Here is a 13,937-nt window from a genome sequence, read left to right on the forward strand (position 1 = left end):
TTCAGCCTTTCACGCTGCCGGCGAGGATGCCGTTGATGAAGTGACGCTGGAGCACGATGAAGAGCACCAGCAGGGGAATGAGGGCGATGGAACTCGCCGCGAGGAGCTCGCCGGTGACCGTCGCGTAGTCCGCGCCGATCCGGTTGCCGGTGATGTTCTGCGCGAGCGTGGACAGCACGACCTGCAGAGTCGCCATCTGCTCGGAGCTGGCCACGATCACCGGCCAGACGAAGTCGTTGTAAATGTTCATGATCGTCAGGACCGCGAGACCGGCGAGGCCCGGGCGGATGACGGGCACGATCACGCGCCAGAAGATGCCGAACTCGCTGCAGCCGTCGACGCGGGCGGCATCGAGCAGCTCGTCGGGGACGGCGCTGATCACCTGCCGCATCCAGAAGATCGCGAACGCGTCGATCGCTCCGGGCAGGATCAGTGCCTGGTACGTGTTGACCCAGCCGAGCGCCTTCATCTCGAGCAGCAGCGGGATGATCAGCACGATCGTCGGCAGCATCAGCGTGATGAGCACTGTGCCGAAGATCAGGTTCTTGCCGACGAAGCTGTACTTCGCGAAGGCGAAGGCGGCCAGCGGCGCGAAGAACAGCGTGATGCCGCCCTTCACGACGAGCACAATCCCGGTGTTGAGGAACCCGTGAGCGATCGGCACGTCCTGGAACATCGCGGTGAAGTTCTCGAGCGTGAAGGTGCTCGGGTCGAATCCGAGCGGGTCGCGGATGATGTCGTTCGGCTGCTTGAAAGACGACACGATCGCCCAGGCGACCGGCGCGAGGAACGCGACCAGCAGGATCATCAGGAAGACGTGCGATCCGATTCGCAGGCTCGGACGGCGCGTGATTCGGGTTCGAGGGGCGGATGCCGCGGCATCCGTCTCGGGGCGGATCAAGGTATCGGTCATGATCAGTCCTTCGCTCTCAGCATCCGGACGAAGAACAGCGAGAGCACCATCACGAGGATCACGAGCAGGAACGAGTTCGCCGCTCCCGTGCCGAGGTCGCCGCGCGTGATGTGGTTGTAGAGGTAGTAGCCCGCCGTGGTCGTGGAGTTGTACGGACCGCCCTGAGTGACGACGAACGGCTCGGCGAACATCTGGAACACGGCGAGCGTCTGCAGCACCACCGCGAACATGATGGTGCGGCGCAGCAGCGGCACGGTGATGCTCCACAGCTGCCGGAGCCGCGATGCGCCGTCGAGTTCTGCCGCCTCGTACATCGAGTTGTCGATCGACTGCAGGCCCGACAGCAGGATGATGACGATGAATCCCGTCGTCTTCCACAGGAACAGCAGCGCGAGTGTCGGCTTCGCCCACGCGCTCGTCGTGAGCCAGCCGATGTCGGAGATGCCGAACATGCCGAGGAACGCGTTGATCGCACCGTACTGCTGATCGAACAGCACCACCCAGATCTGGGCGACGGCGACGAGCGGGGTGACGAACGGCACGATGAACGCGACGCGGTAGAGGCCGCGCAGCTTGAGCTTCGCCGAGTTCAGCAGCACCGCGACGATGATCGACAGGACGATCTGGATCGGGACGATCAGCAGCCACAGGATGGCCGAGTTGCCCAGCGAGCTCCAGAACGCCTCGCTCGTCAGCAGGTAGGTGTAGTTGCCCCAGCCCACCCACTCCGCGGCCCCGGATCCGCGCCAGTTCGTGAAGCTCAGCCGCGCCGTGAAGATCAGCGGGTAGACGCTGAACGCGACGAAGATCACGAGGAACGGCAGGACGAAGAGGTACGGCGCGGAGCGCCGCCTGAACTTCGCCATGCTGTTCCGGCGCGTGACGCCGGGGGATGCGTCACGGCCTGGGCGCGGTGGCGCCGCGGAGGGGAGGGTGGAGGTCGTCATCGTGGGGAGTCCGTCACTGCCTGTCGATGAGGTTGGTCTGGATCGCCTCGGTCGAGCTGCTGATGACCTCGGCGGGAGTCAGATCGCCGTCCAGCATCTTCTGGATGTCGTTGCCGAGGTAGTCGACGGCGCCGTTCCACCAGGACGGGATCGAGGTGCCGCTCGGGATCTCGGCACCGGCCGTCGTCGCGACCTCCCAGAGGTCCTGTCCGCCGAGGGCTTCGAGGGGCTGGAAGAGAGGCTTCGCCGGATCGGCCGCGGGGAGGTAGGCGGGGATCGACGTGTTCAGCCCGGTCGGGTAGATCTCGTTCTCACCCCAGACCGCGCTGTAGCCGGCCTCGTCGTACATGAGGAACTCGTAGAACAGCCAGGCCAGTTCGGAGTTCTCGCCCTTGGGGAGGACGAACGACGAGCCGCCCATCGCACCGCTGCGGGCTCCGCCGTCCTCCCACGCCGGGAGCTCCATCGCGCGCCAGTCTCCGCTGGTCTCGGGGAGCAGCTGCTGGGGTGCGAAGTCGTACCAGATCGCCCACGGGTAGAAGACCTGGTTGCCGTTCTCGAGCTCTGCGATATCGGTCGGGCTCAGGTACTCGGCGCGCGTTCCGAGGCCCTCGGACTGCACGGTGTCGAGGAAGGTCAGGATCTGCTCGTACTCCGGGCTGTCCAGGCGCAACTCGCCGTCGGCATCCGCGATCGACGTTCCGAGCTGGCTCGCGTACATCTCGAGCTGGAGCTGCCCGAGGAACGCGCTCTGCTCGAGGTGGATCGGGTGCGACTCGGGGTTCGCCTCCTGGTAGGCGCGGGCGGCGTCGAGCAGGTCGTCGTAGGTCTCGATCGCCGTGGCGTCCACGCCGGCCGACTCGAGCGCCGCGGCGTTGTAGAACAGCAGGCCGGGATTGAGATCGTACGGAACGCCGTAGATGCCGTCGCCGACCGTGGTCGCGTCGATCTTCTGAGGCGCGATGTCGTCGGCGTAGGGGGCGAGGACGTCGGTGAGATCCCACAGGTGATCGGCGAAGCCGCCGACCAGTGCGTCGTCGAGGAACACGCCGTCCGGAACGTCGGTGCCGGTGATGAGCGTGTTCTGCAGCTTGGCGTTGATGTCGACGGCTTCGTGGTTGACCTTGATGCCGGGGTACTTCTCGTTGAAGTCGTCGATCACGGCGTCGAAGACCTCGTACAGGTCGCCGGAGCGGTCCCAGATGGTGATCTCGCCCTCGGGCTGCTCGGCCGTGGGCGCCTGGAGGCGATCGGCTGCCGCCTCGTCGCCGGCACCGGCCGTGATGTCGGGACCGCAGGCGGTCAGAGCCAGCGCGGTGACGGCGGTGGCGCCGACGGCGGCCAGGCGCAGGCCGGGCCGTTTCGGGTTGCTGTTCATGAACACTCCTTTGTGTTGTGGTGCAGGGTCGGGTTTGTGTTGTGGTGCCGGGTGCGGTGCAGGGACGTTGTTTGCCAACGTATGCAAACTGTAACCCAACTTTGCACACGTTGCAAACGATAGGATGCTGTCATGCCGGCCACACTTCGCGACGTCGCAGAGCGCGCACAGGTGTCGATGCGCACCGTCTCGAACGTCGTGAGCGGATATACGCACGTGAGCGAACGGATGCGGACGAAGGTGCTTGCCGCGATCGAGGAGCTCGACTACCGGCCCAACCCCGTAGCGCGGACGCTGCGCACCGGTCGCACCGGGATGCTGGCACTCGTCGTGCCCGAGATCGACGTGCCGTACTTCAGCGAGCTCGCGCGGGACGTGATCGAGGCCGCCGCCGAGGTCGGGTACCGCGTGATGATCGACCAGACCGGGCACGATCACGAGCGCGAGCGGCAGCTGCTGACGGGCGAGGATCGGACGATGCTCTTCGATGGGCTGCTGTTCAGCCCGCTCGTGACCAAGTCGGAGCTATTGGATATGCACGGCTCGTCGCGCGTGCCGCTGATCCTCCTCGGCGAGCACGACTTCGACGGCCGCTACGACCACGTCGCGATCGACAACGTCGCAGCCGCTCGGGATGCTGTCGGCCATCTCATTGCGTCCGGGCGCGAGCGGATCGCGGCCATCGGGTCGCAGCCTCTCGAGGAGTACGCCACCCCGCTACAGCGCTCGGCCGGATACGAAGCGGCGCTCGCGGATGCGGGGATAACCGTTCACGCGGACTACGTCACGACCGCCGCGCACTACAGCCGCACCGAGGGTTACGCCGCGGCGCGTGCGCTGCTCGAACTCGACCCGCGCCCCGACGCCATCTTCTGCTTCTCGGACCTGCTCGCGATCGGTGCGATGCGTGCGGTGTTCGATGCAGGATTGAGCGTGCCGGAGGACGTCGCAGTCATCGGCATCGACGACGTCGAGGAGGGGCGGTTCGCGCGCCCATCACTCAGCACGATCTCGCTGGACACGACCTTCATCGCACGGGAATCCGTGCGTCGGATCATCGAGCGGATCGAGGATCCGGAGCTTTCCGCGACCGAGATCGTCGCCCCGCACAAGCTCGTCGTGCGGGAGAGCACCGCGGTGTCTCCAGAATCCTGACCGGCCACGCACCTCACGCCGCGAACTTCGACACCAAGCCGACGATGGAGTGCCGTCTACCCGACGCCGGGCTGTCACGCTCTCGCTTGCGTGGGTAGAAAGATTCGATTTTGATGCGCTTGCGTGGAGATCGCGTCGAAGTCGGGCGCCTGATTTTGGTGTGTTCAGTCGAGAATATCGAATAAAACTTCGATAAAGTGACAGCATTGCGGTAGCATGAGGATATGCCAAAGCTGACTGGTCTGCACGAGGCGATCTCTCGCCTCGATGAGGTGTGGGCGGATGCCGGCGACTCGAACGATCTTTCGCGGGAGCAGCTGATCGCGGCCAATGAGGCGATCGGAATATTGCAGCGTCGTGTGGACGCTCTGCATGTGGAGGTTGCAGCGGGCATCGCGAGCGAGTCGCGCACCGAGTTGGGCGCGGACTCTTTGGCGAAGCAGCAGGGATTCCGTACGCCGGCGAAGTTGATCGCAGCGGCTACGGGCGTCTCGACGGGTGACGCCATTCGCCTGATCAAGGTGGGCGAGGCGACGGCGACGCGCACCGATCTGCTCGGTGCTCGGTTGCCCGCGAAGTATCCGCTGGTGAGTGAGGCGTTGTCGACCGGATCTCTCAGCGCGCAGGCAGCAGCATTGATCACCGCAGTGCTGGAGAGGTGCCGCATCGCCGCTGGACCGCTGCGGACGTCCGAAGGCGAGCAGCTGCTGGTCGACGCTGCTCCGGGGCTCGCGCTCGATGAGGTGCGCCGACTCGTGGTGCGAATCGAGGCGTGGCTCGATCCTGATGGCGTCGAGCCACGCCTCGACGAAGAGCGCGGCAAGCGTTCGCTGACTTTCTATGAGCGCAATGGCCGCCTGCATCTCGACGGGAGCTTCGACGTCGAGACCGGTGCGCCGATCGTCGCTGCGCTCCGCGGGTATGTGAGCGCCTCGTTCGCGTCGCGGGAGGACTCCCCCGATCAGGATGCTCCGGATGCCGACCATCGCTCGATCGCGATGCTGCAAGCTGACGCGCTCGCGCTGTTCTGTGCGCATGTGCTGGGCTGCAAGAGTGAGAAGCTTCCGTTGGCAGGGGCGACTGTTGTCGTCAGGATGAACGTCAGCGACCTGGAGTCCGCCAAGGGAACGGCGACGATCGACGGCATCGACCAGCCGATCAGCGCGGCAGCCGCCCGCCGGATGGCGGCCGACGGCGGCGTGATCCCCTGCGTTCTCGGGGGAGACAGCGAGATTCTCGATTGGGGCCGCAAGAAGCGCTTCTTCACCAAGGCGCAGCGTCTCGCTCTCGTAGAACGCGACGGCGGATGCGCGATGTGCTACCTGCCACCCGAGATGGTCAGAGCGCACCATTTGCGATGGTGGAAACGGCATCACGGTCGAACCGATCTCTCCAACGGAATACTCCTGTGTGAGAGCTGTCACCATCGCATCCATGACAACGGCTGGGACATCCACATCGATGGCACCGGCGTGAACGCGCGGGTCTGGTTCATTCCGCCCGCTCACGTCGATCCTGCCCGCATGCCCAGACTCGGTGGGCGCGCACGCTTCGATGTTGCCGCCTGACGGCAGCGGTGTGACCTGAGTCCTAAGCCGTGAAAGCCGGCACGGCCTCGATCAGCATCCGCGTGTACTCCTCCTGCGGATCCGTGAAGATCTGCGCGGCATCCGCGCACTCGACGAGCTTTCCGTTCTTGAGCACCGCGACCCGGTCGGCGGTCTCGGCCACGACGCCGAGGTCGTGCGTGATGAAGAGATAGCTGAGCTCGCGCTGTCGCTGCAGGTCGTCCAACAGCTTCAGGATCTGCGCCTGCACCGAGACGTCGAGCGCCGACACGGCCTCGTCGAGCACGATGAACTCAGGGTCGAGCGCGAGCGCGCGAGCGATCGCCACGCGCTGCCGCTGCCCGCCCGACAGCTCGTCGGGGTAGCGGTCCAGCATCCCGTCGGGAAGCGCGACCTGCTCCGACAGCTCGACAGCGCGCTTCGACCGTGAGCCCCGGTCTCCTTCGCCGAACGATAGTAGCGGCTCGGTGATGAGCTGCTCGATCGTCATGCGCGGGTTCAGCGAGTCGAACGGGCTCTGGTAGACCATCTGGAACCGCCGCCGCAGCTGCCGCAGCTTCTCGCCCTTGGTGTGCGTGATGTCCTCACCGGCGAACGAGATCGCACCCGTCGTCGGCTCGTCCAGGCGCAGTACGAGTCGTGCCAGCGTGCTCTTGCCCGACCCCGACTCGCCCACGACCGCCAGTGTCTCACCGCGCCGCACCTCGAGCGATACAGCATCCACGGCGGTCAACGAACGGCGCCCGCCCTCGCCCTTGGGCAGCGGAAAGACCTTCGTCAGATCAGTCACCTGCACGATCGGCTCGCCGTCGAACTCGATCCGGGCCTGCGTGGCTGCCGTGCGCCGCTCATGCGCACTCAGACGCGGAGCGGCGGCGATGAGCTTGCGCGTGTACTCGTGCGTCGGTGCGGTCATCACCTGCGCCGCCGGGCCGGAATCCACGATCTCGCCCTGCTTCATGACGACGACCCGGTCGGCTCGCTCGGCGGCCATGCCCAGGTCATGGGTGATGAGCAGGATCGCCGTACCGAGCTCGCGCGTGAGGTGCGCGAGATGGTCGAGGATCTGCTTCTGGACGGTGACGTCGAGCGCACTGGTCGGCTCGTCCGCGATGACCAGGCTCGGCTGCGCGGCCAGCGCTCCTGCGATCAGCGCACGCTGCTTCATGCCGCCGGAGAACTGATGCGGATACTGCTTCGCCCGCTCGGCCGGATAGGTCAGCCCGGCCATCTCGAGCAGCTCGACCGCTCGATCCTCAGCGTCGTGCTTCGACGCGAGGCCGTGCACGAGCAGCGGCTCCGCCACCTGCACGCCCACTTTCCGCACCGGGTTCAGCGACAGCGCCGGGTCCTGCGGAACCAGCCCCATCAGCCGGCCCCGGATGCTGCGCCACCGGCGCTCGCTCAGCGGAAGAAGATCCTCGCCATCGAGTTCGACCCGGCCGCCGGTGATCTCGGCGTTCGGCGCGAGAAGGTTCATGATCGCCTGCGCGACAGTGCTCTTGCCCGACCCGGATTCGCCCACGATCGCTACGACCTCGCCGCGCTTCACGCTCAGGCTCACGCCCCGAACCGCGTCGACCTCGCGGTCGCCGATCCGGTACGCGACGCGCAGATCCTCGACGCGCAGGATGTCGTCCTGCACGCGGTCGTCCTGCACCGGGTCACCCTGTACTACCGGGTCACCCTGTACTGCGCGATCAGACGATGGATGCTGCGCGGCAGCCTCCTCACCCGGAGCGGGTTCGACCGACCCGGCCTGTCGAGCGGGTTCATCGACGGTCGCGGCGACGTCGTCCTGCAGCATGCGTCCTCCTCGTCGAGCACGTTGGTCTTCATCGAGCACTGATCATGTTCTCGTTCACGCTATGCGGGCGGATTCATCCTGATCAAGACCTACATGCGCATTGGGCAATGCGCACGCTGCATGGATCACTCGTCTCCGTCCACCTCTTCGACCAGGCTCAGCAGTCGTTCGACGAGAGGATTGGGCGACTCGGAGTTCCATGCGATGTCGAGCTCGACGCTGTTCACCCGCGACGACGGATCAGCCTCGCTGATCGGGAGCAGAGTCACCGTGTCGGGAGCGATGCGCGCGGCCGACTCCGGCACCAGCGTGAACCCGAGCCCGGCACTCACCAGTGCCAGCAGCGCGGGCACCTGCCCGGCGTACTGCACGATGTGCGGGTGCACCCCGCTCGCGACGAACATCGACAGCAGCAGGTCATGGAAGTACCGTGCGACGCTCGGCGAGTACATCAGCAGCTGCTCGTCCTTCAGGTCGATGAGCTTCAGCGGCCCTTCGCGCTGCGCCAGATCGGAGTCGCTCGGCACCGCCACCGCGAGCCGCTCGCGGAACACAGGCCGACTGCTGATCTGCTGCCGCGCGAGCAGCGGCCGCATCAGGCCGACGTCGACCGTGCCCTTCTCGAGCTCCTCCATCTGATCGAGCGACACGAGCTCACGCAGCAGCAGCGTGACACCCGGGAGTTCGGCAGCCGCGCGCCGCAGCAGGTCGGGCACGACGGCCTGGCCCGCCATCGCCGTGTACGCGATCGTGATGGTGCCAGCGGCGCCCTGCCCGACTGAGCGCACATCCGCGACCGCCTTGGCGGCGAGGTCGATGAGCCGGCGAGCGTTCGGCAGCAGCGCCCGCCCGGCCTGGGTGAGCGCGACCCGGCGGCTGGTGCGATCGAACAGCCGTGTGCCCAGCTCGCGCTCGAGCTGCTGGATCTGGCGACTCAGCGGCGGCTGCGTCATCTTCAGGCGCGTCGCCGCCGCTCCGAAGTGCAGCTCCTCCGCGACGGCGATGAAGCATTCGAGTTGCACCAGTGAGATCATCGATCCACTCCTGATATCAGTCAGTGCGCATTTTGGTTTGTCCGCGCATCCGTCCCACCATAGTCTCGGGGGCATCCCGACGCACCGAATCCACCAACGGAGGCGCGATGCCTGAAGAGATCCTGCTGTCCGTCCCTGCCGCCACCCGGCTGCCGGAGAACGCCGTGCGGTCGATCCGCATCACCCCCGTCGCGTTCCAGGACCCGCCGCTGCTCAACACCGTCGGCGTGCACGAGCCGCTCGCGCTCCGCGCCATCGTGCAGGTGACCACCGAGTCCGGAGTGCTCGGGCTCGGTGAGACCTATGGAGACTCCGCGCACCTTCAGCGCCTGCGGGTCGCTGCTGACGCCGTGCTCGGCTGCGACGCGTTCGCCGGCAACGACCTGCGGGCGCGGGTCGAGCGCAGCCTCGCCGGTGACGGCATCCAGGGCGGTCACGGCATGTCGGGCATGGTGACCCGCACGAGCACTGGCGACCGCGTGCTCTCGCCCTTCGACGTCGCGGCCATCGACATCCGCGGGAAGCTGCTCGGGATGCCGGCCAGCGAACTGCTCGGCGGGCGCGTGCGGGATGCCGTGCCCTTCAGTGGATACCTCTTCTACAAGTGGGCGGGCCACCCGGACGCAGCATCCGATCAATGGGGCGAGGCACTGACGCCTGCGGGCATCGTCACGCAGGCCCAGCACATCGTAGACGGGTACGGATTCACCGCTCTCAAGCTCAAGGCCGGCGTGCTGCCGCCCGACGAGGAGATCGCCGCGATCCTCGCGCTGCGCGAGGCGTTCCCGGATCACCCGCTGCGCATCGACCCGAACGGCGCCTGGACCGTTGAGACCTCGCTGCGCGTCGCCGACGCGCTGAAGGACGTGCTCGAATACCTCGAAGACCCCACCCCGGGGCTCGAGGGCATGGCCGAGGTCCGCAAGGGCACCGACCTGCCGCTCGCGACGAACATGTGCGTGGTCGCGTTCTCGCACATCGCGGATGCCGTGCGCCTCGGCTCGATCGACATCGTGCTGTCGGATCACCACTTCTGGGGCGGTCTGGAACGCTCGCGCCTGCTCGCCGGGTTCGCCGAGACTCTCGGGTGGGGCCTTTCGATGCACTCGAACTCCCACCTCGGCATCAGCCTGGCCGCGATGACGCATCTCGCCGCCGCGACCCCCGGTGTCGGCTACGCCTGCGACACCCACTGGCCATGGAAGCGAGAGGACGAGGACGTCATCGCGCCCGGGGTGCTGTCGTTCACGGACGGCGCCGTCGCCGTGCCCACCGCACCGGGACTCGGCGTCGAGCTCGACCCTGACGCACTCGAGCGGCTGCACCGCCAGTACGTCGATGGCGGCATCCGCGAACGCGACGACACCGGGTACATGCAGCGCGTCGATTCCGGATTCGTGCTTGAAAGCCCGCGCTGGTGACTGCTCCGCTGCGGATCGCCGTCACCGACCCGATCATCTCCGCCTTCGCCGACGACCTGCGCCGCACCGAGCGGGAGCACGAGTGGACGTTCGCGGATGCTGCCGACCCGGCATCCGTCCGAGCGGCCATCGACGGCGCCGATGTGGTCGTGTGCTCACGGCTCACCGCCGACGACATGAACGGAGGCGGGCATGTACGCCTCGTGCACTCGATAGGCGCCGGCGTCGACCGTATCGATCTCGCGCAGCTCCCCGCGGGGGCAGCCCTCTGCAACACCGGCCACCATGGTTTCGCGATCGCCGAGCACGTGCTGATGACCGCGCTCATGCTGCGTCGCCGGGCGATCGAGGCCGATGCGCAGATGCGCGGCGGCGAATGGCGCACGATCGCCACGGCGCCCGGAACCCCGTACCACCGCACCCTCGACGGAAGCACGCTCGGCCTGATCGGCTACGGCGAGATCGGCCGCTCGGTCGCCCAGCTCGCGAAGGCGTTCGGCATGCGCGTGATCGCGATGCGCCGTCATCCCGACGCCGCGGGCCCCGGGAGCGAACTGCTCGACCGGGTGTACGGCGAGCATCAGCTGCATCCGTTGCTCGGCGAGAGCGACGTGGTGGTCGTCACAGCACCCCTCACCGAGAGCACCCGCGGGCTGATCGATGCCGAGGCGCTGTCGCACCTGCATCCCGAAACCCTGATCATCAATGTCGCCCGCGGTCCGATCATCGACGAGGATGCGCTGTACAGCGCGCTCGCTGACGGCCGAATCGGGGGAGCGGCGATCGACGTGTGGTGGGATGCTCCGCAGGGCACCGAGGCTCCTCCGGTCGTGCACCGCTTCGCGGCGCTCGACCGCGTCGTGCTCACGCCGCACTACTCGGGCCACGCGCGGGAGGTCTTCATCGCGCGGGCCGCTGACATCGCCAGGAACATCGACCTGCTCGACGCCGGGCTGCCGCTGGAGCGGCAGGTGCGCTGACCGCGCTCGCCGCCGCGGCATCCTGATTCGGATCAGCCCAGCCCGGCGAGACGGGTGACGATCAGCGTCAGCGCGCCGAGAGCCGAAGCGCCGAGCGCGATCGCGCGCGTGCGACGGCGATTCAGGAACCGGTTCACGAAGCGCGACAGCACGACGCCGGCAACGGCGAACGGCGTCATCCACGCGGCCGTGACGAGGGCGTGCGGCGGCACCACACCCCACAGGAACAGCGCGACCAGTGACAGCGACGAGCCGACGAGGAAGAACGCCGACATCGTGCCGCGCAACCGTGGCCCCTCGGCTGCCTGCCAGACGATCGCCATCGGGGCACCGCCGACCGAGGTGGTCGTGCCCATGATCCCCGACATCGCCCCCGCGAACGCCTGAGTGGTCCGGGTCACCCGCGGCCGCCAGCCGCGCAGCGAGACGACCACGCCCAGGAGCACGACCGCGGCGACCGCCCATGACAGAACGGCCGTCGACATGATCGTGAGCAGGCCCGCGCCCACGACGCTGCCGGGAACTCTGCCGGCAAGCGCCCAGCCGGCACCGCGGAGGTCGAGTGATGCGCGATCGAGGATGACGACGATCAGAGTCACGATCATCGCGAGCACGATCACGAGCACCGGCAGCAGAGTGGCGTCGATGAGGGCGATGAACGGGGCCGCCAGCATCCCCATGCCGAACCCGATCGAGCCCTGTAGGCAGGCGGCGGCGAGGATGACGAGCGCGAGCAGCGCGAACTGAAGGGGTATCACCGACGGGGGACGACGGAGCCGATCAGCCGACGCCGCTTCCTGGTCTGCAGGCGCCAGCGCTGCCCCGGGTCGGTCGCCAGGCGCAGCCAGGCGGCGAGCACGTTCGCGGAGACGGTGGTGATCACGATCGCGAGACCGGGGAGCACCGACTGCCACCATGCCTCGGCGAGGTACTGGCGCCCCTGAGCGACCATGAGACCCCAGCTGACGTCCGGCGGCTGGATGCCGATGCCGAGGAAGCTCAGCGACGACTCGGCGAGCATCACGTAGCAGAACTCGAGCGTCGCGAGCGTGACCAGGGTCGGGAGCACGTTCGGGACGATGTGCCGGAACACGATCGCGCCCTGCTTGGCGCCGAAGTTCGTCGCGGCGTCCACGAACATGCGCGAGCGCAGCTCGGCCGCATCCGCCCGCGCGGTGCGCAGGTACAGCGGGATGCGGGTGATCGCGAGGACCAGGACGATGTTCGCCGCGCTCGGGTTGAACACGTACAGGATCACGACGGCGAGCAGCAGCGATGGGAAGCTCATGATCACATCGGCGATCCGCATCGAGACCGACTCGCGCCAGCCGCGATGGAAGCCGGCCCACATGCCCCAGATCGAACCCACGACGGCCGAGACGAGCACAGCGGCCGCGGCCACGCCCAGCGTCGTGCCGGCAGCGGCGATGATGCGGGCGAGCAGGCTGCGGCCCAGCGAATCGCTGCCGAGGATGTACTCCCATCCGAGCTGCATGCTGAACGGCGGCATGTTGCGGGCGCCGAGATCCTGACGCTGCGCGAGCTCGCCGAACACCGGCGGACCCACGATCGCGGTGAGGACGATGAAGGCCAGGACGATCGCGGCCACGGTCGCGACCTTGTCCTTCAGCAGCAGCTGCCAGAGGTTCAGCCGACCCGAGGCGCGGTTCTTGCGCGTCTGGTGGGTGAGGACGGTGACGGTGGATGCGGAGTCTTCAGACATTGGTCAGCTCCTCTGCCTTCGTGTCGGAGATCACGCCGGGGCCCTTGCGACGAGCGCGGGCTCCGGAGGTCGGCCGCACTCGCGGATCGAGCAGCGCGTAGCCGAGGTCGATGATGATGTTCAGGGCGAAGATCGCCAGCGCCGTGAGGAGCACGGCGGCCTGCAGGACGGCGAAGTCGCGCTGCAGGATCGAGTCGATCATGAGCTTGCCGATGCCGGGCCAGCCGAAGATCGACTCGACGACGACCGCGCCGTTGATGAGACCGACAGTGAGGTCACCGGCCACGGTGAGGGCGGGAGCGGCGGCGTTGCGCAGCGCGTGCTTGCTGACGATGTGCATCTCGCCGGCACCGCGACTGCGGGCGACCTTGATGTACGGCTGGCCCAGGACCGTCACCATCGAACCGCGGACCACCTGGGCGAGGACGCCCACCGGCCGCAGCATCAGCGTCGCGACGGGCAGGATCCACACGAGCGCGCCGGAGGTGCCGGAGGTGGGCAGCCAGCCGAGAGTGATCGCGAAGATCCAGATACCGAGGATCGCGACCCAGAAGTCCGGGACACTCGCCGCGGTCATCGAGAAGAAGCTCACGATGCGGTCTGCGACGCCGTTCGGCTTCAGCGAGGCCCAGCTGCCGAGGATCACGGCGATGATGATCGCCAGGACCATGGTCACCGCAGCGAGCTGCAGGGTGGCGGGGAAGGCGCGCAGCGCCATCTCGGCGGCCGGCTCCCCGGTGCGCAGCGACTCACCGAAGTCGAGCCGCAGTACACCGAGGAAGTAGTCGCCCATCTGCTCCCAGATCGGCTTGTCGAAGCCGTTGCGGGCGGCGAAGTCCGCGCGCATCTGATCCGTCGCGTTCAGCGGCAGGTACAGCTTGGACGGATCGCCGGTGAGACGGGCGAGCACGAAGACACCCAGTACGACTGCGATCAGCGGCAATGCGCTCTGCAGGATCCGTCTTCTCAGGTAGGTCCACATGTTCGCCCGCCTCTCTCAACGCTCGCGGG

The 13,937-nt window shown here is 67.4% G+C and carries 12 protein-coding genes; 4 read left to right on the forward strand and 8 right to left on the reverse strand.

The features are described from left to right. Window position 1: 1 nt before the first annotated feature. Genes IM776_RS00855 through IM776_RS00865 form a run of 3 tightly spaced genes read right to left on the reverse strand, consistent with a single transcriptional unit; the run spans window position 2 to window position 3,238 of the window. On the reverse strand, window positions 2-913 hold the full coding sequence (locus IM776_RS00855) for a carbohydrate ABC transporter permease (protein WP_194421211.1): 912 nt from the start codon (window positions 911-913) through the stop codon (window positions 2-4). Window positions 914-915: 2 nt separating this feature from the next. Then, window positions 916-1,860, reverse strand: a complete 945-nt coding sequence (locus tag IM776_RS00860; protein WP_194421212.1) for a carbohydrate ABC transporter permease — start codon at window positions 1,858-1,860, stop codon at window positions 916-918. Between the two features lie 13 nt (window positions 1,861-1,873). After that, window positions 1,874-3,238, reverse strand: a complete 1,365-nt coding sequence (locus IM776_RS00865; RefSeq protein ID WP_194421213.1) for an ABC transporter substrate-binding protein — start codon at window positions 3,236-3,238, stop codon at window positions 1,874-1,876. Between the two features lie 132 nt (window positions 3,239-3,370). Here IM776_RS00865 and IM776_RS00870 point away from each other — a divergent pair, with 132 nt between their 5' ends. Both IM776_RS00870 and IM776_RS00875 read left to right on the forward strand, forming a co-directional pair. Further along, window positions 3,371-4,393, forward strand: a complete 1,023-nt coding sequence (locus IM776_RS00870) for a LacI family DNA-binding transcriptional regulator (RefSeq protein WP_194421214.1) — start codon at window positions 3,371-3,373, stop codon at window positions 4,391-4,393. Between the two features lie 224 nt (window positions 4,394-4,617). Then, a complete protein-coding gene (locus tag IM776_RS00875) occupies window positions 4,618-5,961 on the forward strand; it encodes an HNH endonuclease signature motif containing protein (RefSeq protein ID WP_194421215.1) in 1,344 nt (447 codons plus the stop codon). A gap of 22 nt (window positions 5,962-5,983) precedes the next feature. Here IM776_RS00875 and IM776_RS00880 read toward each other — a convergent pair whose 3' ends face one another. Both IM776_RS00880 and IM776_RS00885 read right to left on the reverse strand, forming a co-directional pair. Then, window positions 5,984-7,768, reverse strand: a complete 1,785-nt coding sequence (locus IM776_RS00880) for a dipeptide ABC transporter ATP-binding protein (RefSeq protein WP_194421216.1) — start codon at window positions 7,766-7,768, stop codon at window positions 5,984-5,986. Between the two features lie 125 nt (window positions 7,769-7,893). Beyond that, on the reverse strand, window positions 7,894-8,802 hold the full coding sequence (locus tag IM776_RS00885; protein WP_194421217.1) for a LysR family transcriptional regulator: 909 nt from the start codon (window positions 8,800-8,802) through the stop codon (window positions 7,894-7,896). 107 nt (window positions 8,803-8,909) lie between these two features. Here IM776_RS00885 and IM776_RS00890 point away from each other — a divergent pair, with 107 nt between their 5' ends. Together IM776_RS00890 and IM776_RS00895 are read left to right on the forward strand one after the other, a co-directional pair. After that, window positions 8,910-10,223: a glucarate dehydratase family protein gene (locus tag IM776_RS00890; RefSeq protein ID WP_194421218.1), complete on the forward strand. Its 1,314-nt coding sequence runs from the start codon at window positions 8,910-8,912 to the stop codon at window positions 10,221-10,223. Further along, window positions 10,220-11,203 carry a 2-hydroxyacid dehydrogenase gene (locus tag IM776_RS00895; protein ID WP_228479843.1) on the forward strand — a complete coding sequence of 328 codons (984 nt, stop codon included), beginning with the start codon at window positions 10,220-10,222 and terminating at the stop codon, window positions 11,201-11,203. Before IM776_RS00890 ends, IM776_RS00895 begins: the two co-directional genes overlap by 4 nt. A 32-nt stretch (window positions 11,204-11,235) precedes the next feature. Here IM776_RS00895 and IM776_RS00900 read toward each other — a convergent pair whose 3' ends face one another. The 3 genes from IM776_RS00900 to IM776_RS00910 are packed head-to-tail and all read right to left on the reverse strand — an operon-like array spanning window position 11,236 to window position 13,908. Further along, window positions 11,236-11,961 (reverse strand): sulfite exporter TauE/SafE family protein, encoded by a 726-nt coding sequence (locus tag IM776_RS00900; protein WP_194421219.1) that lies wholly within the window; start codon window positions 11,959-11,961, stop codon window positions 11,236-11,238. Then, on the reverse strand, window positions 11,958-12,926 hold the full coding sequence (locus tag IM776_RS00905) for an ABC transporter permease (protein ID WP_194421220.1): 969 nt from the start codon (window positions 12,924-12,926) through the stop codon (window positions 11,958-11,960). The genes IM776_RS00900 and IM776_RS00905 overlap by 4 nt, the downstream gene beginning before the upstream one ends. Next, window positions 12,919-13,908 (reverse strand): ABC transporter permease, encoded by a 990-nt coding sequence (locus tag IM776_RS00910; RefSeq protein WP_194421221.1) that lies wholly within the window; start codon window positions 13,906-13,908, stop codon window positions 12,919-12,921. The genes IM776_RS00905 and IM776_RS00910 overlap by 8 nt, the downstream gene beginning before the upstream one ends. Window positions 13,909-13,937 lie beyond the last annotated feature (29 nt).

It is taken from the genome of Microbacterium abyssi, assembly GCF_015277895.1.
Lineage (GTDB): Bacteria > Actinomycetota > Actinomycetes > Actinomycetales > Microbacteriaceae > Microbacterium > Microbacterium abyssi.

Excerpts from the sequence above, each read along its gene's own strand:
- IM776_RS00855 (WP_194421211.1), bottom strand. The coding sequence starts at position 913 with ATGACCGATACCTTGATCCGCCCCGAGACGGATGCCGCGGCATCCGCC.
- IM776_RS00860 (WP_194421212.1), bottom strand. The coding sequence starts at position 1,860 with ATGACGACCTCCACCCTCCCCTCCGCGGCGCCACCGCGCCCAGGCCGT.
- IM776_RS00865 (WP_194421213.1), bottom strand. The coding sequence starts at position 3,238 with ATGAACAGCAACCCGAAACGGCCCGGCCTGCGCCTGGCCGCCGTCGGC.
- IM776_RS00870 (WP_194421214.1), top strand. The coding sequence starts at position 3,371 with ATGCCGGCCACACTTCGCGACGTCGCAGAGCGCGCACAGGTGTCGATG.
- IM776_RS00875 (WP_194421215.1), top strand. The coding sequence starts at position 4,618 with ATGCCAAAGCTGACTGGTCTGCACGAGGCGATCTCTCGCCTCGATGAG.
- IM776_RS00880 (WP_194421216.1), bottom strand. The coding sequence starts at position 7,768 with ATGCTGCAGGACGACGTCGCCGCGACCGTCGATGAACCCGCTCGACAG.
- IM776_RS00885 (WP_194421217.1), bottom strand. The coding sequence starts at position 8,802 with ATGATCTCACTGGTGCAACTCGAATGCTTCATCGCCGTCGCGGAGGAG.
- IM776_RS00890 (WP_194421218.1), top strand. The coding sequence starts at position 8,910 with ATGCCTGAAGAGATCCTGCTGTCCGTCCCTGCCGCCACCCGGCTGCCG.
- IM776_RS00905 (WP_194421220.1), bottom strand. The coding sequence starts at position 12,926 with ATGTCTGAAGACTCCGCATCCACCGTCACCGTCCTCACCCACCAGACG.
- IM776_RS00910 (WP_194421221.1), bottom strand. The coding sequence starts at position 13,908 with ATGTGGACCTACCTGAGAAGACGGATCCTGCAGAGCGCATTGCCGCTG.